Annotated in this window: 29 protein-coding genes and 1 tRNA gene; 18 read left to right on the top strand and 12 right to left on the bottom strand. The window is 72.7% G+C overall.

Going from position 1 to position 22,845, the window contains the following annotated elements; all coding sequences use genetic code 11:
* The first annotated feature begins 52 nt into the window (after nucleotides 1–52).
* The 10 genes from ACFV1L_RS14090 to ACFV1L_RS14045 all read left to right on the top strand — a co-directional run bounded on the left by ACFV1L_RS14090 (nucleotide 53) and on the right by ACFV1L_RS14045 (nucleotide 6,830).
* The gene (locus ACFV1L_RS14090; RefSeq protein ID WP_380365670.1) at nucleotides 53–307 is read left to right on the top strand and encodes a hypothetical protein; all 255 of its coding nucleotides are present in this window, start codon (nucleotides 53–55) and stop codon (nucleotides 305–307) included.
* Between the two features lie 53 nt (nucleotides 308–360).
* Nucleotides 361–555 carry a hypothetical protein gene (locus ACFV1L_RS14085; RefSeq protein ID WP_380365668.1) on the top strand — a complete coding sequence of 65 codons (195 nt, stop codon included), beginning with the start codon at nucleotides 361–363 and terminating at the stop codon, nucleotides 553–555.
* On the top strand, nucleotides 552–776 hold the full coding sequence (locus tag ACFV1L_RS14080; protein ID WP_380365667.1) for a hypothetical protein: 225 nt from the start codon (nucleotides 552–554) through the stop codon (nucleotides 774–776). Before ACFV1L_RS14085 ends, ACFV1L_RS14080 begins: the two co-directional genes overlap by 4 nt.
* Nucleotides 773–1,039, top strand: coding sequence for a hypothetical protein (locus ACFV1L_RS14075; RefSeq protein WP_380365665.1), 267 nt, complete (start codon nucleotides 773–775; stop codon nucleotides 1,037–1,039). The genes ACFV1L_RS14080 and ACFV1L_RS14075 overlap by 4 nt, the downstream gene beginning before the upstream one ends.
* Before the next feature lie 14 nt (nucleotides 1,040–1,053).
* Complete coding sequence (locus tag ACFV1L_RS14070) at nucleotides 1,054–1,326, top strand: hypothetical protein (RefSeq protein ID WP_380365663.1); 273 nt, start codon at nucleotides 1,054–1,056, stop codon at nucleotides 1,324–1,326.
* Nucleotides 1,327–1,432: 106 nt separating this feature from the next.
* Nucleotides 1,433–2,209, top strand: a complete 777-nt coding sequence (locus ACFV1L_RS14065; RefSeq protein ID WP_380365662.1) for a hypothetical protein — start codon at nucleotides 1,433–1,435, stop codon at nucleotides 2,207–2,209.
* A gap of 228 nt (nucleotides 2,210–2,437) precedes the next feature.
* Entirely contained in the window at nucleotides 2,438–3,292 is an 855-nt protein-coding gene (locus tag ACFV1L_RS14060; protein WP_380365660.1) for a bifunctional DNA primase/polymerase, read from the top strand.
* A gap of 2 nt (nucleotides 3,293–3,294) precedes the next feature.
* Nucleotides 3,295–4,770 (top strand): ATP-binding protein, encoded by a 1,476-nt coding sequence (locus ACFV1L_RS14055; protein ID WP_380365658.1) that lies wholly within the window; start codon nucleotides 3,295–3,297, stop codon nucleotides 4,768–4,770.
* Nucleotides 4,771–5,293: 523 nt separating this feature from the next.
* On the top strand, nucleotides 5,294–5,536 hold the full coding sequence (locus ACFV1L_RS14050) for a helix-turn-helix domain-containing protein (protein ID WP_380365656.1): 243 nt from the start codon (nucleotides 5,294–5,296) through the stop codon (nucleotides 5,534–5,536).
* 13 nt (nucleotides 5,537–5,549) lie between these two features.
* The gene (locus tag ACFV1L_RS14045) at nucleotides 5,550–6,830 is read left to right on the top strand and encodes a tyrosine-type recombinase/integrase (RefSeq protein WP_380365654.1); all 1,281 of its coding nucleotides are present in this window, start codon (nucleotides 5,550–5,552) and stop codon (nucleotides 6,828–6,830) included.
* A gap of 73 nt (nucleotides 6,831–6,903) precedes the next feature.
* Here ACFV1L_RS14045 and ACFV1L_RS14040 read toward each other — a convergent pair.
* The 4 genes from ACFV1L_RS14040 to ACFV1L_RS14025 all read right to left on the bottom strand — a co-directional run bounded on the left by ACFV1L_RS14040 (nucleotide 6,904) and on the right by ACFV1L_RS14025 (nucleotide 8,731).
* Nucleotides 6,904–6,993: transfer RNA gene (locus ACFV1L_RS14040), tRNA-Ser, on the bottom strand.
* A gap of 55 nt (nucleotides 6,994–7,048) precedes the next feature.
* Nucleotides 7,049–7,588, bottom strand: a complete 540-nt coding sequence (gene tadA / locus ACFV1L_RS14035; RefSeq protein WP_380365653.1) for a tRNA adenosine(34) deaminase TadA — start codon at nucleotides 7,586–7,588, stop codon at nucleotides 7,049–7,051.
* Nucleotides 7,589–7,618: 30 nt separating this feature from the next.
* Nucleotides 7,619–8,185, bottom strand: coding sequence for a hypothetical protein (locus ACFV1L_RS14030; RefSeq protein WP_380365652.1), 567 nt, complete (start codon nucleotides 8,183–8,185; stop codon nucleotides 7,619–7,621).
* Between the two features lie 285 nt (nucleotides 8,186–8,470).
* Nucleotides 8,471–8,731, bottom strand: a complete 261-nt coding sequence (locus ACFV1L_RS14025) for a hypothetical protein (RefSeq protein WP_380365650.1) — start codon at nucleotides 8,729–8,731, stop codon at nucleotides 8,471–8,473.
* A gap of 147 nt (nucleotides 8,732–8,878) precedes the next feature.
* On the opposite strand from ACFV1L_RS14025, the gene upp reads away from it, so the two are divergent.
* Nucleotides 8,879–9,514, top strand: a complete 636-nt coding sequence (gene upp / locus ACFV1L_RS14020; RefSeq protein WP_380365649.1) for a uracil phosphoribosyltransferase — start codon at nucleotides 8,879–8,881, stop codon at nucleotides 9,512–9,514.
* A gap of 85 nt (nucleotides 9,515–9,599) precedes the next feature.
* Here the strand turns inward: upp and ACFV1L_RS14015 are convergent, their stop codons facing one another.
* Both ACFV1L_RS14015 and ACFV1L_RS14010 read right to left on the bottom strand, forming a co-directional pair.
* Nucleotides 9,600–10,289, bottom strand: coding sequence for a LytR C-terminal domain-containing protein (locus ACFV1L_RS14015; protein WP_380365647.1), 690 nt, complete (start codon nucleotides 10,287–10,289; stop codon nucleotides 9,600–9,602).
* A 205-nt stretch (nucleotides 10,290–10,494) separates the two neighbouring features.
* Nucleotides 10,495–10,791: a type II toxin-antitoxin system VapB family antitoxin gene (locus ACFV1L_RS14010; protein WP_014136828.1), complete on the bottom strand. Its 297-nt coding sequence runs from the start codon at nucleotides 10,789–10,791 to the stop codon at nucleotides 10,495–10,497.
* Nucleotides 10,792–10,925: 134 nt separating this feature from the next.
* Between ACFV1L_RS14010 and ACFV1L_RS14005 the strand changes: the two genes are divergently transcribed.
* Entirely contained in the window at nucleotides 10,926–12,506 is a 1,581-nt protein-coding gene (locus ACFV1L_RS14005; protein WP_380365645.1) for a helicase HerA-like domain-containing protein, read from the top strand.
* 104 nt (nucleotides 12,507–12,610) lie between these two features.
* Here ACFV1L_RS14005 and ACFV1L_RS14000 read toward each other — a convergent pair whose 3' ends face one another.
* A complete protein-coding gene (locus ACFV1L_RS14000) occupies nucleotides 12,611–13,774 on the bottom strand; it encodes a hypothetical protein (RefSeq protein WP_380365643.1) in 1,164 nt (387 codons plus the stop codon).
* A 94-nt stretch (nucleotides 13,775–13,868) separates the two neighbouring features.
* Here ACFV1L_RS14000 and ACFV1L_RS13995 point away from each other — a divergent pair, with 94 nt between their 5' ends.
* Nucleotides 13,869–14,705 carry an alpha/beta hydrolase gene (locus tag ACFV1L_RS13995; RefSeq protein WP_380365642.1) on the top strand — a complete coding sequence of 279 codons (837 nt, stop codon included), beginning with the start codon at nucleotides 13,869–13,871 and terminating at the stop codon, nucleotides 14,703–14,705.
* A 49-nt stretch (nucleotides 14,706–14,754) separates the two neighbouring features.
* The gene (locus tag ACFV1L_RS13990) at nucleotides 14,755–15,276 is read left to right on the top strand and encodes a YbhB/YbcL family Raf kinase inhibitor-like protein (RefSeq protein WP_380365640.1); all 522 of its coding nucleotides are present in this window, start codon (nucleotides 14,755–14,757) and stop codon (nucleotides 15,274–15,276) included.
* A gap of 7 nt (nucleotides 15,277–15,283) precedes the next feature.
* Here the strand turns inward: ACFV1L_RS13990 and ACFV1L_RS13985 are convergent, their stop codons facing one another.
* Together ACFV1L_RS13985 and ACFV1L_RS13980 are read right to left on the bottom strand one after the other, a co-directional pair.
* Nucleotides 15,284–15,778 (bottom strand): FBP domain-containing protein, encoded by a 495-nt coding sequence (locus ACFV1L_RS13985; protein ID WP_380365638.1) that lies wholly within the window; start codon nucleotides 15,776–15,778, stop codon nucleotides 15,284–15,286.
* A gap of 54 nt (nucleotides 15,779–15,832) precedes the next feature.
* Complete coding sequence (locus ACFV1L_RS13980; protein WP_380365636.1) at nucleotides 15,833–16,414, bottom strand: HhH-GPD-type base excision DNA repair protein; 582 nt, start codon at nucleotides 16,412–16,414, stop codon at nucleotides 15,833–15,835.
* A gap of 95 nt (nucleotides 16,415–16,509) precedes the next feature.
* On the opposite strand from ACFV1L_RS13980, the gene ACFV1L_RS13975 reads away from it, so the two are divergent.
* Together ACFV1L_RS13975 and ACFV1L_RS13970 are read left to right on the top strand one after the other, a co-directional pair.
* On the top strand, nucleotides 16,510–17,019 hold the full coding sequence (locus tag ACFV1L_RS13975; RefSeq protein ID WP_380365634.1) for a SixA phosphatase family protein: 510 nt from the start codon (nucleotides 16,510–16,512) through the stop codon (nucleotides 17,017–17,019).
* A gap of 26 nt (nucleotides 17,020–17,045) precedes the next feature.
* Nucleotides 17,046–17,645, top strand: coding sequence for a hypothetical protein (locus ACFV1L_RS13970; RefSeq protein WP_380365633.1), 600 nt, complete (start codon nucleotides 17,046–17,048; stop codon nucleotides 17,643–17,645).
* Here ACFV1L_RS13970 and ACFV1L_RS13965 read toward each other — a convergent pair.
* The 3 genes from ACFV1L_RS13965 to ACFV1L_RS13955 form a co-directional block, all read right to left on the bottom strand.
* Nucleotides 17,633–18,631 (bottom strand): hypothetical protein, encoded by a 999-nt coding sequence (locus ACFV1L_RS13965; protein ID WP_380365631.1) that lies wholly within the window; start codon nucleotides 18,629–18,631, stop codon nucleotides 17,633–17,635. The two genes, ACFV1L_RS13970 and ACFV1L_RS13965, sit on opposite strands and share 13 nt — an antisense overlap.
* 192 nt (nucleotides 18,632–18,823) lie before the next feature.
* Nucleotides 18,824–19,840, bottom strand: coding sequence for a hypothetical protein (locus ACFV1L_RS13960; RefSeq protein WP_380365630.1), 1,017 nt, complete (start codon nucleotides 19,838–19,840; stop codon nucleotides 18,824–18,826).
* Nucleotides 19,841–20,052: 212 nt separating this feature from the next.
* Complete coding sequence (locus ACFV1L_RS13955; RefSeq protein WP_380365629.1) at nucleotides 20,053–21,156, bottom strand: hypothetical protein; 1,104 nt, start codon at nucleotides 21,154–21,156, stop codon at nucleotides 20,053–20,055.
* A gap of 314 nt (nucleotides 21,157–21,470) precedes the next feature.
* Here ACFV1L_RS13955 and ACFV1L_RS13950 point away from each other — a divergent pair, with 314 nt between their 5' ends.
* Nucleotides 21,471–22,271, top strand: a complete 801-nt coding sequence (locus ACFV1L_RS13950) for a VOC family protein (protein WP_380365627.1) — start codon at nucleotides 21,471–21,473, stop codon at nucleotides 22,269–22,271.
* 4 nt (nucleotides 22,272–22,275) lie between these two features.
* Nucleotides 22,276–22,797, top strand: coding sequence for a DinB family protein (locus tag ACFV1L_RS13945; RefSeq protein WP_380365626.1), 522 nt, complete (start codon nucleotides 22,276–22,278; stop codon nucleotides 22,795–22,797).
* The last annotated feature ends 48 nt before the right edge of the window (nucleotides 22,798–22,845 follow it).

Genomic DNA, 22,845 nt, shown 5'->3' with positions numbered 1-22,845 from the left:
AGCCCCTAGCGCGCCACCTGCGAAAACCCCGGAAACCGCCCTGGAGGCCCCTGTGACCCCCCTGATCCTCCCCGCGATAGCCGCCGCCCTTCTCGTCACCCTCGGTTACAGCGCGCTGTGTGCGGCGAGCCCGTTCGGGAACTGCCGCAAGTGCACCGGCCTCGGCTTCGCCCTCAAGACCGACCGCCACGGCAACCCCAAGCGCGGCAGGACCTGCCGCCGCTGCAAGGGCGCCGGAAAGCGCATCCGCATCGGCCGCCTCCTCTTCAACGCCGCCCACCGCACCTGGCGCAACGGCACCCGCTGAACCCCTCGCACCGCCCGCTCCGGCCCCCGGGCCGTCGAACGAAAGGCCGTGTCATGCTCCTGACCGTCTCGCTCGTCGTGCTGTTCGGCATCGCCCTCGCCTTCCTCCTCAAGGCCAAGTCCCTCGGCTACGGATCCGCCCTGGTCGCCGTCCTGTTCGGCTTCCTCCTCGCCTCCACCGGCGCGGCCGGCCCCGTCAACAACCTCATCCACGCGCTGGTCGACGCCATCGGCAAGGTCCGCGCATGACCCCCACCGCCACCGCCCCGGCCGTGATCCGGCCGCTGGCCGCCGCCCACCTGCGCGACGCCCTCACCGCCGCCGCCAACCGCGACCCCGCCGCGTCGCTGGCCGCGCTCATGAACATCGACCCCGACTCCTGGCAGGCCATCCAGCACCGCACCGCCCAGATGGGCACCAGCGTCCTCGACCTGCTCGCCCACGCCGCCCGCACCGGAGGAACCCCGTGAACACCAGCGACCTGGTCACCGCCGCCGTCCTCTTCGGCCCCGGCACCCTCGCCCTCATCCCCCACCTCGCCTCCCAGCGCGCCTCCCGCGCCGACTCCGCCCGCACCCGCGCCGTCCTCGACCTCTCCGCCCACGAGCGCGCCCAGACCCAGCAGGAGACCGGCGTGCCGGTCCCGCCCGACGGCGGCGAGCCCCTCCCGCACCTCGCCCCGGTCGAACGCCTCGCCCCCGTCGTCCAGCTCGCCGCCCGCCGCGCGGCCTGAACGGAGAACCCCCGATGCCCCGCCTGCGACTGCGCTACCGGTCCGGCGACCAGCCCCTGCTGGTCCTGACCGACACCCCCGACCCCAACTGCCCCGACTGCCACGGCGACGGCGGCTGGGCCGAGGACTACGGCGACTACACCGGCGAGTACGCCGGCACCCACTCCTACTGGTGCACCTGCTGGAACCCCGACCACCCCGAACGCGCCCTGCCCCTGCCGCGCTGGGTCGCCCGCCTTTTGTTCGGCTGGACCGAACCCGTCTACAGCAACGAGCCGCCGTTCTGACCGGCCCGGTCTGTGCCGATCGCCGTGCCGCCCAACACCCGCCCGCCAGGCGGTGGTTGGGCGGTGCGGGGGCCGGACAGTCCGGCCCTCCACCGTGAGGAGCAAGGTGTTCACCACCAGTCAGACCACCTCCCAGCACATCGGGAGCCGCACCCACCAGTGCGACACCACCGCCCACCACCACAACCCCGCCACCGGGCACAGGGCGTGGGTCCTGCTCGACGGCATCGGCGACCACGACCACACCGCCGCCTGGATCGACACGGCCGCCCCCGCCCTCGCCCAGCTCGCCGCACGCCTCGGTGACCCCGGTGCCGCGATCCGGCAGATCCGCCCCCGCCTGCACGCCGAACGCCCGGCCCTCGACCACCCCGAGGACTGGCTGGCGGACGCCGCCGCGGTCGTCGCCGTCCTCACCCCGACCGGCAGGCTGGCCATCGCCTGGGCCGGAGACTGCCGCGCCTACTACGCCGAGAACGGCCGCTCCCGCCTGCTGACCTGCGACCACAACGAGGCCACCCGCCAGCGCCGCGAAGGCCGAGCTCCCGAGCCGGACGCCCACGACCGCCTCACCTCGTCCCTGTGCTTCAGCACCGGCGTCATCGACACCGTCACCGTGGACTTCGGCCCCCGCCGGCGGACGCGACGGCTGCTGCTCGCCTCCGACGGTGCCTACCTGCCCCATGAGGAGGCCGGAACCCTGCCCCCGCCTCACCCGAACGGCTCCTCCCGTCCCGGGCTCAGCGCCCTGACGCCCCTGCTCACCGGCCCCCTCGGCACCACCGCCCAGCGCATCACCGACCTCGCCGTGCACGCCGGCCCCACCCGGGCCGACAACGCCACCGCCATGCTCATCGACATCCACCCCAACCACGCCGTGTAGGCCCCGGGCTCTGGCCGCCCTCGACTGGCACGACGCCCGGCACTACGACCGCACCCGCACCCTCCCGTGCCGCTGGTGCGGCCACCCCACCCCACTGCGCGACGAACAGCGCAGACCCGCACACAAGGTCTGCGCCGAAACCGCGATGAACGACAGCGGCAGCCCCGATTCCTGGCCGGAGGGGGCTGCCGCTGATCCAGAACCTCAACAGAACTGGAGACACCCAGCATGACCCAACAGACCCTGGTTCGGGGAGAGCACCTGTCCGTGGCTCTGGCCCTCGCGTCCGCCGGCGTGCCCGTGCTGCCGCTGCGCGCGGGGAAGGTGCCGTTCGGCAACTGCCCCGACTGCACCGGCAACGCGTGCGGCGGCCGGCCGAACATGAAGACCCCCGGCCCCTGCACCTGCCCCGCCCCGTGCCACGGCTGGGCCGCCGCCACCGCCAACCCCGACGTCCTCCACTCGCCCGCCTGGGGCCGAGCCTGGCGGCAGGCCGCCGCCGTGGCCTACCACCCCGGCGGCGCGGGTCTGACGGTGGTGGACCTCGACAACGCGGACGCCATCGCCTGGGCCCGCACGGCGCTGCCGGCCACCCGGACCGTGGCCACCACCCGGGGCGAGCACTGGATCTACCGGGGTGCCATGGCCTCGGCCAACGGCGTCCGGCCCGGCGTGGACGTCAAGTCGCTCATGTCCTACGCCCGTTGGCTCGGCCCCGGCACCGGCCCGCTCGCCGCCCTGCCGGACGCGGTCCGGGCCCTGGTCGTCAGGGATCCCTCGCCGGTTCGGCCGGTGCGCGTCTCCGTGGCGGTGCCGGCCGGGGGCGGGCGGTGCCCGCACCGGAGCCCGGTGTTCCTGGAGCGCGGCATCGCCATGGCCGAACAGCGCATCACCGCGGCTTCGAGCGCGGTCCACGCGACCGTGTTCGCCGCGTTCCTGGCGGTGCTCTCGACGCACGGCCGGTGCGGGTGCCTGACCGACGCGCACGTCCAGCGGCTGTTCGCCGCCGCCGGCACGAAGGGCGAGTCCCCCCGGCACTGCGCCGACGCGTGGGCCAACGCCCTCGACCGGTTGGGGTTGTGACCGTGTCCGAGGACGAGAAGACCCCGGCACGCGAGGTCATCGCCGACTACGCGCAGGCACACTTCCGGTACTTCCGCACCGCCGACGGGGCCGTGTACGCGCAGAAGCTCGGCCACCCCGTCGCCCGGCCGATCCGCTCCCAGGGCACCACCGGCAGCCACCGCCAGGAACTCCTGGTCGGGCTGTACCGGGACGGCAAGGGCGTGTTCAACGGCACCGCCATGAAGGAAGCCCTCGACCTGATCGAGGCACTCGCTCTGTCCGAGGAGGTGCAGCGCGTCCACATCCGCGTCGCCCCCGGCTTCGACGGCGCGACGTGGCTCGACCTCGGCCGCGCCGACGGCCTCTCCGTGCGCATCCACCCCACCGGCTGGGACGTCCGCGTCCCGGACCCGCAGGAGGTGTGCTGGCGGCGCACCCAGCTCACCGGCGAACTCCCCATCCCCGCGAAGGACACCGACGGCAAGGGCTTCGACCACCTGTTCCGCCTGTGCAACTTCGCGGGCGCCGGGTCCGAGGTGCTGGCCATGGCCTGGCTGGTCGGCTGCCTCGGCCCGTCCGTGCCTGTCCCTGCGCCGTTCCTGACCGGGCCTCAGGGCGCGGGCAAGTCGACGGCCGGCCGGATGCTGCTGCGGGTCGTCGAGGGCATGACCGGCGACCTGCGCCGGGCGCCGAAGGACGAGGAGAACCTGATCGCCGCCGTCGCGGCCGGATGGGTCACCGCCCTCGACAACCTCTCCCACATGACCCCGGACATGTCGGACGCCATGTGCTGCATCGTCACCGGCGCGGAGAACGTGAAGCGGGCCCTGTTCACCGACGGGGACGTCTTCCGCGTCGGCTACCGCCGGCCGCTGCTGCTGACCGGCATCGACGTCGGCGTCATCCGCCCCGACCTCGCCGAGCGGCTGCTGCCCCTGCGACTGGAGCGGCCAGCCGTCCGCCGCACCGAGGCCGAGCTGTGGGCGGAGTACGAACCCGTGCTGCCCGTCATCCTCGGCTCCCTGCTCGACCTCACCGTCAAGGTCCGCGCCACCCAGGCAGAGACCCCCACCGAAACGCGCATGGCGGACTTCGCCCACCTCTGCGCGCAGCTCGACGCCGCCGAACACCTCGGCGCGCTCGCCGCCTACCGCGCCAGCCTCGACGACCTCAACGACGACGTCATCGAAGGCGACCTGTTGGCACAGACCGTTCTGCAGCACGCCGAGAGCATGACGCCCGGTCAGGCGCAGCAGATGACGTCCACGGAGTGGCTGGCGTGCCTGAGCCGCCTCTACGCGGGCGAGGAACTGCGCTCCCTGCCGAAGGGGTGGCCGACGACCGGAAAGGTCCTCTCCGACCGCCTCAAGCGCCTCCAACCCACCCTCGCCGCACGCGGGGTGCTCATCGACACCGGCCGCACCAAGGCGGGCCGCTACCTGGAGATGACCCGCCCCGCGCCGCCGCCCCCGCCCGAACAGCTCCAACTGCCTTGACCCGTCACCGCCCGAACAGCAAGAAGAGCACGGGCACGCTCAGCGCCGGGTGCTCCTCTTGCTGTTGGCGGCTGCGCCGCCCCAGAACGCGCCGCGAAGCGGCTCCTCCTTCTCGCTCTGAGGTGCACCCAAGTACCAAGCAGGAACCGCCTCAATTTTTCCTAAGTAGAGAATCCTGCGTCACCTGCGTCACCCGAGCCGGAAAACGGCCCCCGACCTGCACGGAAAGGGGTGACGCAGACGACGGCCGCTGCGTCATCGTGCGTCACCTGCGTCACCCGATGACGCACCCGATGACGCAGCGGTGACGCAGAGCCCGCCGTCTGCGTCACTCAAAACCGCAGGTCAGAGCACCTGAATGACGCAGATGACGCGGTGACGCAGAAATCCCCACCTAGGACACATCCACCGCGAGCCCATCAACCGCACCACCGGCTCAGAACCGATCAGCACAGGTTGTGTCGGTTCTGGCGGTTGTGTCAGCACTCCGGCGCGCCTGAGCCCACGCGCAGGGAGGACCACGTTGACCACCGATCCGCCGCCGGCCCCGACCACGCAGAACCACGACCTCACCTTGGTAGCCCTCACCGTTGAAGAGGCGGCTCGCCGCCTCGGTGTCGGCCGCACCACCATGTTCGCCCTGATCCGGACTGGCGAGGTCCCGAGCATCCCCATCGGTCGCCTCCGCCGCGTGCCGGCCGAGGCCTTGACCGAGTACGTCCGCCGCCGGATGCAGGAGTCCGGCTTCACCTCGATCGCAGCCTGAGGAGGCTTCACCCTTGGCAACCCGTCAGCCCAACGGCGCTTCGAGCATCTATCAGGACAAGGACGGCAAGTGGCACGGCCGCGTGACCGTCGGCGTGAAGGACGACGGCACCCCCGACCGGCGTCACATCCGCGGGAAGACCCGAGCCGAGGTCACCAAGAAGGTCCGGGAGTTGGAGAAGAAGCGCGACGAGGGCAACGTCCCGAAGGCCGGCAAGAAGTGGACCGTCGCATCCTGGCTCACCCACTGGGTCGAGAACATCGCGGCCCTGTCGGTCCGGCCGAACACCCTGTCCGGCTACCGGGTGGCGGTCAACGTCCACCTGATCCCCGGACTGGGTGCTCACCGGCTGGAGAAGCTGGAGCCGGAACACCTGGAGCGCTTCTACAAGAAGATGCAGGACAACGGCAGCAAGCCCGCCACCGCCCACCAAGCCCACCGCACCATTCGGGCCGCGCTCAACCAGGCGGTGAGGCGCGGGCACATCACCCGCAACGTCGCCTCTTTGGCCACGGCACCCAAGGTGGAAGAGGAGGAAGTGACGCCCTACGAGGTCGAGGAGGTGCAACGGCTCCTGCTGGAGGCGGGCAAGCGCCGAAACAGCGGCCGGTGGGCGGTCGCCCTCGCGCTCGGGCTCCGGCAGGGTGAAGCGCTCGGACTCCAGTGGACGGACATCGACCTGGACGAGGGCACCCTCTGGGTCCGCCAGAGCATGCAGCGGCCGAAGTACCGTCACGGCTGCGAGGGGGAGTCCTGCGGGAAGAAGCACGCCGGCCGCTGCCCGGAGCGGATTCGCACGAACCAGCAGGCCGCCCGCACCAAGTCGAAGGCGGGTAAGCGCCTGATCGGCCTGCCCGATCAGCTGATCAAGCTGCTGCGGCTCCACCAGGAGGAGCAGCAGCGGGAACGACTTCAGGCTCGGCAGCTCTGGCGGGACGGCGGGTGGGTTTTCGCCACCGAGACCGGCCAGCCGCTCATCCCGCGCACTGACTGGGACGAGTGGAAGCGCCTGCTTCAGGCCGCTGGGCTCCGGGACGGCCGTCTCCACGACGCCCGCCACACCGCCGGCACGATCCTGCTCATCCTCGGTGTGCCCGAGCGGATCGTCATGGACATCATGGGGTGGTCGAGCACAGCCATGGCCCACCGGTACCAGCACGTGACGAAGCGGGTCCGGCGGGACGTGGCCAAGCAGATCGGCGGACTCATCTGGGAAGCCGTCAGGGACCCGGCCGATGGTGAGTCGGGCACCGACCCGAGCGGCCCGGAGAAGGGCCCCCAGCAGGCCAACTGAGACCACATTTGAGACCACCATGACGAAGGGCCCCGACCGTCACCGGTCGGGGCCCTTCGTTTTTACTGCTCAATGGCGGTAGCGGTGGGATTCGAACCCACGGTGGAGTTGCCCCCACACACGCTTTCGAGGCGTGCTCCTTTGGCCGCTCGGACACGCTACCGAGGGGAACTCTACCGGATCGGCGGGAGCGGACGAAATCCGTGTCCGCGGAGCGCTCAGCGCTGGGTGTCGAAGAAGGCCCGCAGCTGTGCGGTGCACTCCTCGGCGAGCACGCCCGGGATCACCTCGGGGCGGTGGTTGAGGCGGTTGTCGCGCAGCACGTCGAAGAGCGAACCGGCCGCGCCGGCCTTCGGGTCGAGGGCGCCGTAGACCACCCGGTCCAGCCGGGACAGCACGATCGCGCCGGCGCACATGGTGCACGGCTCCAGCGTCACGACCAGCGTGCAGCCGCCGAGCCGCCACTCGCCGACGGCGCTCGCCGCCTGACGGATCGCCACCACCTCGGCGTGGCCGGTCGGGTCGCCGACCGCCTCGCGCACGTTGTGGCCGCGCCCCAGCACCGCGCCGTCCGGCCCGAGGACGAGCGCCCCGACCGGGACGTCACCGGTCGCGGTGGCCAGAGCCGCCTCGTCGATGGCGAGGCGCATCCGGTCCCGCCACCGGTCGCGGACCGGGTCGGGGCGCTCGGGGGCGGGCAGCGGGGCGATCCGCGGCCGTTCGCCCAGGGTGCTGGAGAGGGAGGGGACGGGCTGCATGGTTCCCAGTGTCGGGCACCGGGCCCGCCGCTACCGAACGGCCTCCAGGACCTCGCCGCAGCCGAGCGCCTCGGCGATCTCGCCGAGTGCGTCGCCGGGGGCCGCGCCCTCGCCGGCCAGTTCGAGCAGGGCGCTCGCGCCCATGCCGAACTCGCTCAGCAGCTCGGAGTCCCCGATCGGCCCGACCGGGGTCGCGCCCCGCCCGCCGACCGGCTCGTCGTCGTCCTCGTCCGCGTCGTCGGCCTCGGCGCTCGCGTCGGCGTCCTCGTCGAGTTCGGCCACCAGGCCGTCGAGGTCGTCGAAGTCGGCCTCCCCGTCCTGTTCGATCAGCTCGTCGGTGAGCACCGAGCCGTACGAACTGCGCGCCGCGGCGGCCGCGTCCGAGACGAAGATCCGCGGGTCGTCCTCACCGTCGATGCGCAGGACGGCGAACCAGGCGTCCTCCTGCTCGATGAAGACCAGCACGGTGTCGTCGTCCTCGGCCGTTTCGCGGGCCAGGTCGGTCAGGTCGGCCAGGGTCTCTACGTCGTCGAGTTCGGTCTCGCTCACATCCCACCCGGCACCGGTGCGAGCAAGCACTGCAGCGAAGTACGCCACCAGGGACACTCCCAAGATTGGTCTCGGCTGTCGGCGATCTCGGGCGGGTGCGGTCCGGCCGCCCCCGCGCCAGAAGGCGGCCCGCTGTTCGGACCGTCCCACCGCATCGTGACAGAAAGGCCGCCGCTGCGGGGGGTGTTCGGCAGCGCGTCTTCGCAGGTCGTGTCGGAATGGCCGGCTTCCGGCCGGTCCGGGCGTGGATCTTGCCCCTCGAACGCCCCCGGGCGGGGGGCGGACGGGGGCTCACGGGGCGCAACTCCGGTGCGGGGCGCGGCCCCGGGCGGCTCAGATCCGGAAGGTTCGCATCCGCAACGCCTCGCGCATGCGGCGCTCCTTGGTGCGTCTGGGCTGCACCCGGGCGCGCAGTTCGCGGGCCTCGGCCAGCTCACGGAGGAACACGGCCCGGCGCTTGCGCCGTTCCGCGTCCGTCTCCTCGTCGGTCTGGGCGGCCGTCTCCTCGACGGCCGCTGACTCAGGACGGGCCTCGTCTGTCGAGCCGGACCCGCCCGCGCCGGCGGTCGATGCCCGCGTCGGGTTGCTCTTCATAGGTTCCGACTTTCCCAGATGTCACCCTCCGATACCACAGGAGCGGCCGGGAATCGCTGATTCCACAGGACTCCGGCCTGGTCACGGCAGGTCGGTGCGAACCGTGCAAGTCGTACACATGTGCCGATGGCCGTTATCGTCGTTGTCATGCGTCTCCACGTCGTCGACCACCCGCTGGTCGCCCACAAGCTGTCCACCCTGCGCGACGAGCGCACGGACTCGCCGACCTTCCGGCGGCTCACCGACGAACTGGTGACCCTGCTCGCGTACGAGGCGACCAGGGACGTCCGCACCGAAACGGTCGAGATCACCACCCCGGTCGCCGTCACCCAGGGCACCCGGCTCTCCTACCCGCGCCCGCTGGTGGTCCCGATCCTGCGGGCCGGCCTCGGCATGCTCGACGGCATGACCCGGCTGCTGCCCACCGCCGAGGTCGGCTTCCTCGGCATGGTCCGCAACGAGGAGACCCTGGAGGCCTCCACCTACGCGACCCGGATGCCGGACGACCTCTCCGGCCGGCAGGTCTACGTCCTCGACCCGATGCTCGCCACCGGCGGCACCCTGGTCGCGGCGATCCGGATGCTGATCGAGCGCGGTGCCACCGACGTCACCGCCGTGGTGCTGCTCGCCTCGCCCGAGGGCGTCGCCGTGATGGAGCGCGAGCTCGCCGGCCAGCCCGTCACCGTGGTGACCGCCGCCGTGGACGAGCGCCTCAACGAGCACGGCTACATCGTCCCGGGCCTCGGCGACGCGGGCGACCGCCTGTACGGCACGGCCGGCTGAGCGTCCTCCGCACGGTTCCAAACGTAGAGATCCGGCCGGAAACGGGGCCTCCGTTTCCGGCCGGATCTCTGTTGTCCCGGCCCGCTCAGCAGTGGCCGGGCTCCGGGCTGGGCGACGGCTTGGTGAGCTCGGCGAGCGTGGCGGCGGCCTGGGTCGGGTCGGCCAGCGCGGTGAAGGCGTCGCCGATGACGAAGTCCACGGACGCGTCGGTGCGGGCGTCCTCCGTGCTGGTGGCGGACGCCACCTGGGAGACCAGCAGGGTGGCCGCGCCCAGCCCGCCCGGACCGCTCAGCACCTGGGCGGTGCCGGGGACCTTCTTGTCCAGCGCGGACGGCGCGTTGCCGACCGTGCCCACCTGGAAGCCGCGCTTGCGCAGCTCGTCGGCGGTGTGGGCGGCCAGACCGCTCTTGCCGGTGGCGTTGAGGACGTTCACGGTCACGGCGCCCGGCTGCGGCACGGCGGTGTTGCGCGCGGCCGGGGCGGCCCCGCCCGCGGCGGGGGAGCCGCCGGCCGAGGGGGACGCGGAGCCGTCCGGGGCGGCCAGCGGCTTCCCGGACGGGGTGGCGCAGGCCTGCGCGGCGGCGTGGTTGTCCTTGCCGGTGAACACCCCGTAGAGCTGGACCCCGCCGACCGAGACCAGGCCGAGGGCGAGGACGCCGCCGACGGCGACGGCGACCTTGCGGCCGCGGCGGGACGGACGCCCGAGGCGGGGGTAGCTGTTGCCGGTGATCCGGTACTGCTTCCCCTTCAACCCCCGGGGAGTCAACATGCTCATGATCTGTCTCCCCATAGGTGCCAGGGTGGGGTGCCGGTGACCGCAGCGCGGCCGTGGAAGAGGGCCGCGTGCACCGCGGTAGTCAGCAGACTAATCCGACAACAGCGGCGCAGGTACTGGATGATCATCATCCGGGGGACGACGGCACTCGAAAGGACGTACCGGCACCGACCATCGGTTGCAGCCGACGGCGGATGACGGTCCGTCAGTCCATCTCCAGCACGCGGGCGTGCAGGACCTGCCGCTGCTGCAGGGCGGCCCGCACGGCACGGTGCAGCCCGTCCTCCAGGTACAGGTCCCCGCGCCACTTCACCACGTGGGCGAAGAGGTCCCCGTAGAAGGTGGAGTCCTCCGCGAGGAGGGTCTCCAGGTCCAACTGGCCCTTGGTGGTCACCAACTGGTCGAGCCGCACCGGACGCGGCGCGACGTCCGCCCACTGGCGGGTGCTGGTCCGGCCGTGATCCGGGTACGGCCGCCCGTTACCGATGCGCTTGAAGATCACACGGAAAGCCTACCGTTTGGGGCATGGCGGGCGCAGCAAGCGGGACCAACGGTGCGTTGAACGGACGCGGGGCAATGCGGGCTATTTCATAGGAAATGTTGTCATTTCACCGTTCAGTCGGGGAGATCCGAGACATGACCGCTGACACCGAACCCGCCGCCCTGCCCGAACCGGTCGCCCGGATCGCCGCCGGCTACGCCTTCACCGGACCGGCCCTCGAACTCGGCGCGGTCCTCCACGACGGCGCCGCCTTCCCCGCCGCACAGGTGCGCGTCCCGTTGGGCGTGCTGAACCGGCACGGCCTGGTCGCCGGCGCGACCGGCACCGGGAAGACCAAGACCCTCCAGCTGATCGCCGAACAGCTCTCCGCCGCCGGGGTGCCGGTCTTCCTCGCCGACATCAAGGGCGACGTGTCCGGAATCGCCGCGCCCGGCGCGGGCGGCGAGAAGCTCACCGCCCGCGCCGCGGAGGTCGGGCAGGACTGGACCGCGGCCGGCTGCCCGGCCGAGTTCCTCTCGCTCGGCGGCCAGGGCGCCGGCACCCCCGTCCGGGCCACCGTCACCAGCTTCGGGCCGCTGCTGCTGGCGAAGGTGCTGGAACTGAACGAGACCCAGGAGGCCTCGCTCTCGCTGGTGTTCTCCTACGCGGACCGGCACGGCCTGGAGCTGTACGACCTGAAGGACCTGAGCGCCGTCATCTCCTTCCTCACCTCGCCGGAGGGCAAGGAGGAGCTGAAGGGCATCGGCGGGCTGTCCGCCGCCACCGCCGGGGTGATCCTGCGCTCGCTGACCGTGCTGGAGAACCAGGGCGCCGCGGCGTTCTTCGGCGAGCCCGAGTTCGACACCTCCGACCTGCTGCGCACCGCCGACGACGGGCGCGGCGTGGTGTCGGTGCTCGAACTCCCGGCGGTGCAGGACCGGCCGCGGCTGTTCTCCACCTTCCTGATGTGGCTGCTCGCCGACCTGTACCAGCACCTGCCGGAGGTCGGCGACCTGGACCGGCCGAAGCTGGTGTTCTTCTTCGACGAGGCGCACCTGCTGTTCAAGGGCGCGTCGAAGGCGTTCCAGGAGGCGATCACCCAGACCGTCCGGCTGATCCGCTCCAAGGGCGTCGGCATCTTCTTCGTCACCCAGACCCCGAAGGACGTCCCGGCGGACGTGCTGGCGCAGCTCGGCAACCGGGTCCAGCACGCGCTGCGGGCGTACACGCCGGACGACGCGAAGGCGCTCAGGGCGACGGTGTCGACGTTCCCCCGCTCCGCGTACGACCTGGCGGCCGTGCTCACCGGGCTGGGCACCGGGGAGGCGGTGGTGACGGTGCTCTCGGAGAAGGGGGCGCCGACGCCGGTCGCGGCGACCCGGCTGCGGGCGCCGCGGTCGTTGATGGGGCCGCTGCCGGAGGGGGAGCTGGCGGCGGCGGTGGCGGCCTCGGGGCTGAACCCGAAGTACCGGGAGGCGATCGACCGGCAGTCGGCCTACGAGAAGCTCACGGCCGCCCGGCCGGAGCCCGAGCCGGTGCCCGCGCACGTGCCGGAACCGGAAGCGGAGCCGGAGCGGAGGGAGAAGGACAAGGACAAGGACAAGGACGAGGACGAGGGGATGCTGGGGTCGTTGCTGAACAGTGCGGCGTTGAAGTCGTTCGCGCGGTCGGCGGGGACGCAGTTGGGGCGGGAGATCAGCCGGAGCCTGTTCGGGACGGCGAAGCGGCGGCGCTGAGTCCTGTCGGTGGGGCGCGAGCACCTGCACGTCACCGTCCAGCGCCGCGCTCCTCCCGACCGTCGCCTTCCCGCTCCGCGCAGTTCCCCGAGCCGCTGAGCGCCTCAGCGCAGCGCGGCGCCGATCCGGTCCAGGGAGGTGAGGCGCATCAGGCCGTAGTTGTAGAACTCGACCTCGGGGACGCCGAGTTCGCGGAGGGTGCTGATCTTGGCGGTGAGGTTGGCGGGGCCGTCGCAGTCGGAGGACATGGGGCGGAGGATGACGGCCAGGTTCTGGGGGCGGACGCCGTGGAGGGCGAAGGCGGCGACCTTCTCGCGGACCTCCTCGGGAGTCTTCGCGTAGCCGAGGGTCTCGATCCGGTGGGCGGCGCCGGCGAGGGCGGGGAGGTCGATGCCGGAGAGCCAGCCGGTGCCCGGGCCGCCGCCGTCCATGAAGGTGAGGCGCATGCCGTGGGCGGCGGCGGTGGCGGCGAGTTCGGCGGTCAGGGTGGTGACGGTACGGGCGGCGGCGTCGACGTAGGCGGCGAGCGCGCCGCCGGCGAGCCGGTCGAGGGGGGCGGGGGTGAGGGCGCGGGTCTCGTCGGCGAGGCGGGCGCGCAGTTCGGTGCGGACGGTGTCGCGGACGTGCTCGGCGGGGACGCCCGCGGCGGTGGCGGCGGCCAGGCAGTGCGGGCAGAAACAGAGGGACAGCAGCGCCTCGGTGACGGGGCCGAGCTGTTCGAAGTAGCGCTCGTGGTGGTAGCCGTGGGCCAGGCCGTGGAAGTGCAGGGACTCGGCGCGGATCGCGTCGACGCCGTAGCGGGCGAGTTCTTCCACCAGGGTGTGGCAGTACTCGCGGACCTCGGGGTTGGCGGGGCAGAGTTCGGTGAGGTGGCGGTCGCCGAAGGCGTTCGCGGGAGCGCAGTCCGGGTGGACGAAGCCGAGCCGGTCGTTGTGGCAGAACACCGTCCAGGCATGGAGCTTGAGGCCGCGGCGGCGGGTCTCCTCGGCGGCCTCGGCGAACGGGTCGCGGGTGCCGATGGCGGTCGAGGGGAGCGGGGCGAGGCGCCGGCCGGCCCAGCGGGCGGGGTCGGGGCGGAAGTAGGCGGCGCCGGGTTCGAGGTAGCGCAGCACGCGGTGCGGATTGTGCGGGAAGACGTCGCGGGCCTCGTGGTAGACGGAGGCGAGCGTGACGCCGCCGACGCCCGCCCGGTCGGTAAGGTTGCCGAAGAAGGTGTCGGCCCCTTCGTCGAGCAGGTCGGTGGCGAAGGCGAGGACGGACGTCTCCACGGGGCAACTCCGGAGAAGGAAGTACGGGGAGTGACCACGCTAACCGCGCCTTCCCGTATTGGTCTATACCTGGTTGGGTGAGGGGAGCGGCGCGATGGCGGTCTACCGGGGCTTCGACCAGCGGGAACTCGATCGGGAGTACTCGCCGAGCAGCCGGGTGGAGGATTTCGACGCGGAGCTCGCCGCGTACGCCCGGGAGAGCGGTCGGGCCTACCGCGAGCTGCCCGGGCAGCGGGAGCTGCGGTACGGGGCGGACGGGCCGGAGCTGATCGACTTCTTCCCGGCCGGGCCCGGCGCGCCGCTGCACGTGTTCGTGCACGGCGGCTTCTGGCAGGAGCTGGGCAAGGAGGACTCGGTCTTCCCCGCGCTGGACTTCGTCGCCCGGGGCACCGCTTACGCCGCCGTCGGCTACGGGCTGGCGCCCGCGTGGACGGTGGAGCAGATCGCCCGACAGGCCACCGAGGCGGTGGTGTGGCTGGTCGAGCACGCCGCCGAGCTGGGCGTCGACCCGCAGCGGATCGTGCTGAGCGGCAGCTCGGCGGGCGCGCACCTGGCGGCCACCGCGCTGCTGGACGCGCGACTGAAGGGGCGGATCGCCGGCGCGGCACTGCTCAGCGGCGTGTACGACCTGGAACCGGTGGCGCTGAGCTACGTCAACCAGCCGCTCGGCCTGGACGCGGAACGGGCCCGCCGGCTCAGCCCGCTGTTCGCCGACCTGGCGGGGCTGCCGCCGCTGGTGCTCGCGCTGGGCGAGTACGAGACCGGCGAGTTCGCCCGCCAGCAGGCCGACTTCGCGCACGCCGCCCGGGACGCCGGGGTGGCCGTGCGGGAACTGCTGATCGGCGGCCGCAACCACTTCGACCTGGTCTTCGACCTCGGCCGCACCGACACGGTGCTCGGCGCGGCCGTCGAGGCGCTGGGCCGCGGCTGACGCTCCGTAGACTGCCCGGCGTACCCGAACCGCCTGTGAGAGGACACCGATGACCGGACGCATTCCGCTCCCGTACGACTTCCTGCCGCCGGTGGCGAGGTTCCAGCTGCGCAGCGACGACCTGGTGGACGGCGGGACCATGCCGGACGCGCACGTGCACGCGGCGGGGAACCAGTCGCCGCAGCTGTCCTGGTCGGGCTTCCCGGCCGGGACCCGCTCGTTCGCGGTCACCTGCTACGACCCGGACGCGCCGACCGCGGCCGGCTGGTGGCACTGGCTGGCCGTCGACCTGCCGGCCACCACCACCGAACTGCCGCGCGGCGCTGGGTCGGACGACGGCGGGCTGCCCGGCGGGGCGTTCCACGTCCGCACCGACTTCCCCGGCCACCGGTACGACGGCGCGGCCCCGCCGCCCGGGCCGGCGCACCGCTACGTGTTCGTGGTGCACGCGCTCGACGTGGAGCACCTCGGCGTCGACCGCGACACCCCCGCCGCGCAGGTCGGCTTCCAGCTGACCGCGCACGCGCTGGGCCGGGCGCTGCTCACCGTGGACTACCGGTCCGCACCGTGACGGAGCGTCAGGCCAGGATCTGGCGGAGGAAGGACTCCAGGTTGGCGACCGTCCGGGCGATCTGGTCCTCCAGCGGGAGCGACTCGTTCGGGCGGCTGACCGTGGCCGGGCGGCGGATGCCGCGCACGTACAGCGAGCAGGCCAGGTCGGCGCAGAGGTAGGTGCCGACCGAATTGCCCTCGCGGCCGCGGACGCCGGCCCGCGGGGCGGTGAGCAGCGAGACGCCGCTGCCCTGGTGGGCGGTGATGCACACCGAGCAGACGTTGGTGCGGGTCAGGCTGCGCCGGACGTTCGGCGAGCGGAGCGTCACCCCCACCAGGGCGCCGTCGAGCTCGGCGACCAGGTACGCCCGGTCCGGGGCGCCGAGGTCCCGCCAGCCGAGGAAGTCCAGGTCGTCCCACCGCTGTTCGGCGAGTTCGCGCGGGACGGGAAGCCGCTTGGCCTCGCCCTTCGAGCAGTTGACGAAGGACGCGCGGATCTCGGGCTCGGTCAGGGCACGCATGCCTCCGACGCTAGCGGGACGGCGGACGGGTGTCGTCCGATTTTTCCGGCGATGTCAGCCCTTGGCCTTCGCCGCGCGCTTGGCCTCCTGCTTGGTGGCGCGGACCTTCAGCAGCGACTCGGGGCCGGTGATGTCGGCGACCGAGCGGTGGCAGCCCTCCTCGCCGTACGCGCCCGCGGCCTCCCGCCAGCCGGCCGGGCGGACGCCGTACTGCTTGCCGAGCAGCGCCAGGAAGATCTGCGCCTTCTGCACGCCGAAGCCGGGCAGCGCCTTCAGCCGGGCCAGCAGGTCCTTGCCGGTGGGGGCGTCGCGCCAGACCGCCTCGGCGTCGCCGTCGTAGTGCTCGACCAGGTAGGCGCACAGCTGCTGGACGCGCTTGGCCATCGAGCCGGGGAAGCGGTGCACGGCGGGCTTCTCGGCGAACAGGGCGGCGAAGGCCTCCGGGTCGGCGGCGGCGATGGCGTGCGCGTCCAGGTCGTCCGCGCCCATGCGCTGCGCGATGACCAGCGGGCCGCTGAACGCCTTCTCCATCGGCACCTGCTGGTCCAGCAGCATGCCGGTGAGCGCGGCCAGCGGGCTGCGGCCGAGCAGTGCGTCGGCGTCGTCCTGCTGGGCGAGGTGGACGGTGACAGCCATGGCGGCCTCCAGAGGTCGGGATGCCCATCCTGGCAGCCGCGGTTCGGCGGCGCGTCCCGCAACACACTATTGGCCGGGCGGGCCACACTGGAGCAATGACCCAACAGCGGCGGTTGATCGTGCTGCGGCACGCCAAGGCGGACTGGCCGGACGTTCCGGACGAGCTGCGCCCGCTGGCCGAGCGCGGCCGGGCCGATGCGGTGGCGGCGGGCCGCTGGCTGGCCGCGCACGGGCTGGTGCCGGACCGGGTGCTCTGCTCGACGGCGGTGCGCACCCGGCAGACCTGGGAGTTGGCGGAGCAGGAGCTCGGCGGGGCGCCCGAGCTCGTCCTGGAGCCCCGGGCGTACCGTGCCGGGGCGGACGAACTGTTCGACCTGCTGCGGGAGTTGCCGCCGGTGGTGCACACCGTGATGCTGGTCGGGCACCGGCCGGAGGTGCAGGAGCTGGTGCTGGCGCTGGCCGGGGGGCGGGAGAGCGAGCCGTTGGAGCGGTTGCGGGAGAAGTTCGCCACCGCCGGGATCGCGGTGCTGGAGGTGCCCGGGGAGTGGAGCCAACTCGTCCCTCGTTGTGCCGAGTTGACCGAATATGCGGTGCCGCGCGGGTGAGCTCCCGGGCGTGATAGGCATGGGGCATGCGTTTCGACTCCGTGCCCAAGCCGCCCGCCGTGGCCGTCCGCCCGCGTGACGAGCGCGGCTACCCGGTGCCCGCGATCACCCCGTGGGAGGACGGGCACCCGCAGTTCGGCCTGACCGACTACGAGCGGTCCGCCACCTGCGCCCGGGAGCGGCTGTGCTCGGTGTGCAACACGCTGATGCCGCGCGGGCCGGTGTGGCGGGTGGTCGGCGGGGAGGAGGCGGCCGCGATCGGCGAGGCGCTGGCGGCCGGCCGGCCGTACCGGAACATGGCGCCCACCATGGAGGCGCCCGGCCACCGGGCCTGCATGCTGTACGCGACGATGGTCTGCCCCTACCTGGGCCGCCCGAACGCCCGCCGGCACCTGACGGCCGATCAGGAGGGCGCCCCGGACGACCTGACCGCGCACGTGGTGCGCGGGGCCGCCCGGGGCGAGCTGGGCGCCGTGGTGGGCTTCGTCGACTACGAGTTCGCGATCACTCCCAGCCGGGTGCTGTTCCGCTTCATCGAGCCGATGGAGTGGCTGCCGCACGACCTGGCGGACCAGCAACTCCCGAACCTTCAGGAGGAGTTGGCCCGGATGGCTCAGGAGCGGTAGGCGGGCAGCCCGACGGTGTCGGTGATCTTGTCGGGCTTTCCGCCCTTGGCGGGGACGGTGTAGATGCCGTCCGGGCCGCGGAACGCGACGGTCTTGCCGTCGTGCGAGATGACCGGCTCGGTGTAGTCGACCGAGGCGTCCGGCGTCAGGTCGGTCTCCTTGCTGCCCTGCTCGGACGCCTTGGCGAAGATGTGGGCGTGGCCGCTGACCGAGCGGACGAACACCACCTCGCCGTCGTCGGAGATCGCCGGCTGCGAGCCCTTGGTGATGACGCCGCCGTTGGTCCGGCCGATCACGTCGTGGAAGTAGACCTGTCCGTCGTTCTTGTTGGCGTACACCGTCATGCCCGCCGGGCCGGCCGAGTTCGGCCACTGGTTGCCGGTGTCCGGGAGCGGCTTCTGGGACTCGGAGTCGCCGACGTGCAGCGGTTCGGGCTTGGCGTTGGCCTTCGCCTCGACCGACAGCAGCTTCAGCGCCTTCTTGTCGTCGGCGGTGAACAGCAGGTAGGTGCCCGCGCCGTGCGGCTCGTCCGGACCGTAGACCTGCCAGGTCGGGTGGGACCAGGTGGTGCCGGACGGCGCCTTGGCGATGACCGTCTTGTGGCTGCCGTCGGGGTCGGAGGTCTGCAGGTTGCCGCTGCCGTCGATGAACGCGGCGTGCTTGCCGTCGGGCGACCAGGCGAGGTCGCGGACGACGGTGCCGAAGTCGACGGACTTGCCGTCCATCAGGACGGTGCTGGTGCCGGTGCTGACGGTCAGCTTGGTGCCCGCGGTCCTGTTCAGCGTGCCGCCGCCCTTGGCGGGCGAGGACTCCCCGGCCGGGCTGCTCGGCTTGTCGGCGGCCGGGCTGTCGGCGGCCTTGCTCGGCGCGGCGGTCCCGGTGTCCCCCTCCGGGTCGCAGGCGGTCAGCAGCAGCGCCGACCCGGTGGTGACCAGGGCCACCAGCAGGGCGGCGGCGGACCGGCGCAGACGGATGCGTTCGCTCATCAACGATTCCCCCATGAACGGATCACTGTGCGGCGCCGACCCGGTCGGGACCGGGGCGGCGCCGCCGGGCAGATGCCTCGTAAACATCTTGTCAGTCACGCCGGCAGCCCGGACGGCGGGGGCCGTACGCGCTGTCGGAGCGTCAGTTCCAGTTCCCGCGTGCCGAATGCGCGAACCGGGACGATGCGGATGTCAGGAGCGGAAGGCGGGCAGGCCGACCGTGTCGGTGATCCGCTCCGGCTTCCCGCCCCGGGTGGGGACGGTGTAGATGCCGTCCGGGCCGCGGAACGCGACGGTCCTGCCGTCGTGCGAGATGACCGGCTCGGTGTAGTCGACCGCCGCGTCCGGGGTGAGGTCGCGCTCCTGGTGGCTGTCGTCGTTGGTGCGCTCGAAGATGTGGTCGTGCCCGCCGACGGAGCGGACGAAGACCAGGTCGCCCTCGTCGTCGGCGGCCGGCTGCGAGCCCTTGGTCGTGACGCCGCCCTGCTGCCGCAGGTAGTCGTCCCGGTGGTACACCTGGCCGTCGTCCTTGTTCGCGTAGACGATCGAGCCGTGCGCGCCGGTCGAGCCGGGCCACTGGTTGCCGGTCGCCGGCGGCACCTTGGGGTTGTCGTCGCTGTACGGGTTCAGGGCGAGCACGGCCGGGGTGGCGCCGGCCTTCGCGGGGACGGACAGCAGCCGCAGCACACCCTTGTCGTCGGCGGCGAAGACGATGTTGGTGCGGCCCTTGTCGTACTGGTCGGGGGTGGTGACCTGCCAGGTCGGGTGGGACCAAGTGACGCCGGCGGGCGCCTTGGCGATGACCGTCTTGTGGCTGCCGTCGGGGTCGGAGGTCTGCAGGTTGCCGCTGCCGTCGATGAACGCGGCGTGCTTGCCGTCGGGGGACCAGGCGAGGTCGCGGACGACGGTGCCGAAGTCGACGGACTTGCCGTCCATCAGGACCGTGCTGGTACCGGTGCTGACGGTCAGTCCGGTGCCGGCGGTCCGGTTGAGGGTGCCGCCGTTCCTGCTGGCGGACGGAGCGGCCTCGGACGGCTCGGCGGTGCTGCCGGAGGAGGCCGACGCGGTGGCGGCGGGGGAGCCGGTGGTACCGGTGGCGCTGTCGGTGCCGTCCGGGTCGCAGGCGGTGAGCAGCAGGGCCGAGCCGGCGGTGATCGCGGAGACGAGGGCGACGGCGGCGGAGCGGCGGAGGCGGGCGCGCGCGGACATGGATGGTTCCCCCCTGGAACGGTGGACGGGGCGGGTGGCGCCCCGGGCGACGGCTCCAGCCTGGCAGGCGCACGTCCGTGCCCGGTGCGTGCCCTGTCACCGCCGTGCAACAGGCCTCACCGGCTTGCTCGGTGGGCGAACTGACGGCCCGACAGCAGCGGGCCCGCCCGGCGGGTGCCGGACGGGCCGCGGGGTGCCGGCACGCAGGGGCGTCAGGAGCGGAAGGCGGGCAGGCCGACCGTGTCGGAGACCTTCTGCGGCTTCCCGCCCCGGGTCGGAGCGGTGTAGATGCCGTCCGGGCCGCGGAACGCGACGGTCCTGCCGTCGTGCGAGATCACCGGCTCGGTGAAGTCCACGACGGCGCCGGGCGTCAGGTCCTGCACGTCCGGGTTCGCCTGGTTGAGGTGGGAGGCGAAGATGTGGCTGTGCCCGTCGACCGAGCGGACGAAGACCAGGTCGCCCTCGTCGTCGGCGGCCGGCTGCGAGCCCTTGGTGACGGGGCCGCCGTTCTGCCGCAGGTAGTCGTCCCGCAGGTAGACCTGGCCGTCGTCCTTGTTCGCGTACACGATCCGACCGTGCGCGCCGGTCGAGCTCGGCCACCGGTTGCCGGTCGTCGGCGGCAGCTTGGGGTTCTCGTCGCTGTACGGGTTCAGGCTGATCACGTCCGGGGTGGCGCCGGCCTGGGCCGGGAGGCGGAGCAGGCGCAGCGTGCCGTGGTCGTCGGCGGTGAAGATCAGGTTGGTGCGGCCCTTGTCGAACTGGTCGGGGGTGGTGACCTGCCAGGTCGGGTGGGACCAGGTGACGCCGGTGGGGGCCTTGGCGATCAGCACCTTGTGGCTGCCGTCCGGGTTCGAGGTCTGCAGGTTGCCGGCGCCGTCGATGAACGCGGCGTGCTTGCCGTCGGGGGACCAGGCGAGGTCGCGGACCACGGTGCCGAAGTCGACGGTCCTGCCGTCCATCACCACGTACCGGGTGCCGTTGCTGATGGTCAGCCCGGTGCCCTTGGTGAGGTTCAGCGCGGCCTCGGTCGGGGTGGCGGTCGGCCGGTCGGCCGGGGCGGAGGCGGGGCTGCTCGGCGTGGCCGGGGCGGACGCCGGGGCGGACGGCGTGCCGGAGCTGCTCGCGGACGCCGAGGGCGTGGCGGAGCCGGGGGCGGACGGGGAGCCGGTGGTGCCGGCCGGCGCCGCGCTGCCGGGCTTCGGGGCGGTCGCCTGGGCCGACGGGTCGCAGGCGGTGAGCAGCAGGGCCGAGCCGGCGGTGATCGCGGAGACGAGGGCGACGGCGGCGGAGCGGCGGAGGCGGGCGCGCGCGGACATGGATGGTTCCCCCCTGGAACGGTGGTCGACGGTTTCCGCCCGGCTCGCGCTCTGCGCTGTCGTTCGGGCGACAACAGAAGATTCGCAGCCGCATGACCTCGATCCGTGCGTGCACTGTCACTGCCGTGCAACAGGCGTTCGGCCTGCTGTCCGGCGGCTCCTGACGGCCCGTCCGACCGGCTGGCCGGGCGGGCCCGGTGGGGTCGCCGCGCGCGTCGTCGGGCAACTGTCACGGTCGGTGGCTAGCGTGGCAGGCGCACGCGGTTCTGTCCGGGGCCCGGCCCCGGATCCCCGACAGCGGACGGAGATGCACCATGGCTGCGCAACCCGAAGGCACCCCGGTCTGGGCGGACGCGATGTTCACCGACCTGGAGGGCGCCAAGTCCTTCTACGGCGAGGTGCTGGGCTGGACGTTCGGCGAATCCTCGACCGAGTACGGCAACTACACGCAGGCGTACCGGGACGGCAAGGCGGTGGCCGCGATCGTCCCGCCGATGCCGGGGCAGGGTCCGGGCCAGTCCGCCTGGGTGCTCTACCTGGCCTCGCTGGACGTCAACGCCACCGCGGAGCGGATCCGGGAGGCCGGCGGCGCGCTGCTGCTGGAGCCGATGCAGGTCGGCACGTTCGGCTCGATGGCGATCGCCAAGGACCCGGCCGGCGTGGTGTTCGGCATCTGGCAGGGCGGCGACCACACCGGCTTCGAACTGCGCGACGCGCCCGGCAGCTACGGCTGGGCGGAGGTGTTCACCCGGGACACCGCCGCCGCCAACGCCTTCTTCCCGAAGGTGTTCTCGTACAAGGTGCGGAAGCTGGTGGACGACAACGTCGACTACAGCGTCTTCCACCTCGCGGACACGCCGGTGCTCGGCTCGATGGGAATGACGCCCCAGGTGCCCGCGGAGGTGCAGTCGTTCATCAGCGTGTACTTCGTGGTGGACGGCTGCGACGCCGCGGCGGAGCGGGTCGCCAAGGCCGGCGGACAGCTGGTGTTCGGGCCGATCACCACCCCGTTCGGGCGGTTCGCGTCCTTCGTGGACCCGCAGGGCGCGGCGTTCTCGCTGATCGACCCGGCCGCGGCGGAGGGCGAACCGCCGGCCACGGTGGAGGTGGCCTGAGCCGATGGTCACCCCGCTCCCCGAGCTGACCGGCGAACGCGCCGACCTGCTGGCCGCGTTGGACAAGCACCGCGGCTTCCTGCGCTACACCGTGCGCGGTCTGACGGACGATCAGGCGCAGCAGCACCTCACCGTCAGCGCGCTCACCCTCGGCGGGCTGATCAAGCACGTCGCCGGCGTCGAGGAGCGCTGGATGCGGTTCGCCGTCGGCGGCGCGGAGGCGATGCGCGCCGAGGGCGCGCCGGACGACGCGGAGGCCTGGGCGAACCAGTTCCGGATGCTGCCCGGCGAGACCCTGGACGTCCTGCTGGAGCGCTACCGGGCCGTCGCCGAGCACACCGACAACCTGGTCGCCACGCTCGACCTGGACACCGCCCACCCGCTGCCGTCCTCGCCCTGGTTCGAACCCGGCGCGACCTGGACGGTGCGCCGGGTGCTGCTGCACGTCATCGCCGAGACCTCGCAGCACGCCGGCCACGCCGACATCCTCCGCGAGACCCTGGACGGCCAGCGCACCATGGGCTGAACCGGTGGACCGACGGCCGGGCGGGCACGCCGTCCAGTGCCGGCCGCC

This window comes from Kitasatospora sp. NPDC059646, assembly GCF_042734615.1.
Classification (GTDB): Bacteria; Actinomycetota; Actinomycetes; order Streptomycetales; family Streptomycetaceae; genus Kitasatospora.
This window is presented reverse-complemented; position numbering and strand designations above follow the sequence as displayed.